Annotated in this window: 3 protein-coding genes; all 3 read left to right on the top strand. The window is 64.1% G+C overall.

Features of this window, described 5'->3' with window-relative positions; genetic code table 11:
* Positions 1 to 261 (top strand): hypothetical protein (locus tag MJD61_22010; GenBank protein ID MCG8557934.1); only part of this gene is annotated, 261 nt, incomplete at its 5' end.
* A 96-nt stretch (positions 262 to 357) separates the two neighbouring features.
* Positions 358 to 1932 (top strand): hypothetical protein, encoded by a 1575-nt coding sequence (locus MJD61_22005; GenBank protein ID MCG8557933.1) that lies wholly within the window; start codon positions 358 to 360, stop codon positions 1930 to 1932.
* Between the two features lie 62 nt (positions 1933 to 1994).
* Positions 1995 to 2184, top strand: a 190-nt coding sequence (locus MJD61_22000; protein ID MCG8557932.1) for a hypothetical protein, incomplete at its 3' end; no start/stop codon positions are given.

Raw genomic sequence — 2184 nt, 5'->3', positions numbered from 1 at the left:
GCCTACATGCTGATCACAGCCCTGGCCTGGAGTCTGAAGGCGTGGTTTGCGCTGTGTCTGCCCGTGCTGCCGCGCTGGCGCCAGCTGCACCATGCGCAGCGCGAGTGCATCCTACGCATGGACTTCCACACCTTCGTTCAGCGCTTCATGCTCATCACGGTGCAGGTGCTGCGAACCGGTCGGCGGCTGGTGTTGCGGCTGCTTGCTTGGCGGCCCGACCTTCCCGTGCTGATGCGGTTGGCCGCTGCCCTGAGCGCCTGAGGCCTGTCCGACGCATTGGTGCTCGAACCTCCGTGTATACAAAACGAGGGCTGTTTCGTAGACCAGCTATACAAAGCGGAGACGGGTGTGCCCGCTGTGCAATGGGCGCTGGGTCCGCAAGCGAACCCTGCCGGTTTGGTGGTCTTCGGAGTGAACCACACCCAATGGACGAGGATCGACAACGAGTTCGGTTCCTATGGCAGCGAGGTTCCCGTGCACGCCGCCGGGGTGATTCCCTTAGGTGGCAATCGCTTCGCCAAGGCCTCGTTCTTGGCGGTGGAGGCTCCCAGGCCCGACGCTCCTCCTTGGGCGCAGCCGAACGGACCCATGCCTCGCTCTTCGTTCCAGCTTTGGAGCGACCTTCTGGACAGCGGTATCCAAATCGCGGTGGCGGGCGGCAGCGACAACCGTTGCATACAACAACAGATCGGCACGGTACGTACGCGCTATCTCGCAAGCAGCTCTACCCCGAAATACTCGGAGTACCTAGCCGCGCTCAGGTGGGGACGCACGGTGCTGGTCGAGGGCGTACGGACGGATCCCAACTGCACCGACGGCACGTGCGATGACTGGTTGGACTTGGAGGTCGAGTGGCAGTCGGGGGTCTCCCCGAGCGGCTCGGCGGTTATCGGGGACGCCTATACTGCCGACAACGAGAACGACGTCCACGACTTTCACGTCACCGGCAACCTCTTGGAGGCCGGCAAGGTTCAGCTGCTTTGGAACGGGAACATCGTGAGGGAGTGGGACGCTCCAATCGGACCTGTCAGCTTCCATTACACGAGGGACCTCGAAGATGTGCCGAGCGGCTGGGTCACCGTGCGTAGCGCCCACGTGCAGACGAGCCCTATTTACGTGCTGGTAGAAGGTCGGCCGATTCATGACCCGTGGCCGACGTCGATCCCGTCGATGCGCCCTGACCCGGGCGCCCCCTGCCGCATGGCGGCACGCGTGCAAGAGCTGATGGAAGTGCAGGCGGGCAACCCGCCGACGGTCCCGCCGGCGGTCCCGTCGGCGGTCATGAGAATCTATAACGACGCCCTCAAAAAATACAAAGAGCGCGCCGTGAACTGCGATCCCAACAACCCTCCCAGCGCGCCGGCGCCGGGCCCGCCCCCCGACGACGAGGCCGCCGTTGGCGATTTCGCCGATTTTTTTCCTGGCCAGCTACTCAACCTGTCGGAGTCAACACAGCGGGTCACAGGCCGCATAGTGCCCGCGAACGACGAGGACCACTTCGTCATTCAGGCCCAGTGCCCAGCTCAGGGCGAGCTCGGTTTCCTGCGGGCCCGTGTGGCGCTGCGCACCGAGGCCAAAACGGATCTGGTGGAATACCGACTCGACCACTGCTGGTCCGATAATCTACCGGCGCACCTTCCCCCAGTCGAATGTCGAATCTCCCCTGCCTCCAAGCCACCAGTGGTCAGCTTCCGGGGCACTTTTACTGGGATCGGCGGGGGGACGACCGACAACGTGGCGCTCGATGCGAAGTGCCTGACGCACGGCCAGCCCTTCTTTCTGAACATCATCGTGTTCGGCACAGATCCCTTTATGGGGGATGACGTCTATTCGTTGTTTCACTCCATTGAATGGGTGAAGGACGGTTTCTTGTATGCGAACGGCAGCGGAGCCGGAGAGTTTCCCGCTGGCGGGACGCCGACCAATCCATAGGTCGAGCTTGCCTGCCACCTGTGGCTGCACAGCCGCGGGGGGTTGCAGCCAAAGGAGAAGGCATGCCTGTTAGCAGTGTGCGATTTGTCGAGTCGCGGTGCGGTTGGCCTGGCGTGCTCGGTCTCGGCGCGGTGTGTGCGATGCTGGCGGGGGCCTGCGGCGCCCGGACGACCGAGCCTCCGGGTGGCCTCGGTGCTGCGGGAGCTCGAGGCGGCACGGGTGGTGGCAGCGTTGCATCGGGCGGCTCGGCTG

It is taken from the genome of Pseudomonadota bacterium, from assembly GCA_022361155.1.
In the GTDB taxonomy this organism is placed as follows: domain Bacteria; phylum Myxococcota_A; class Polyangia; order Polyangiales; family JAKSBK01; genus JAKSBK01.
Note: the sequence above shows the minus strand (reverse complement) of the source record. Positions and strands in the feature narration are given on the sequence as shown.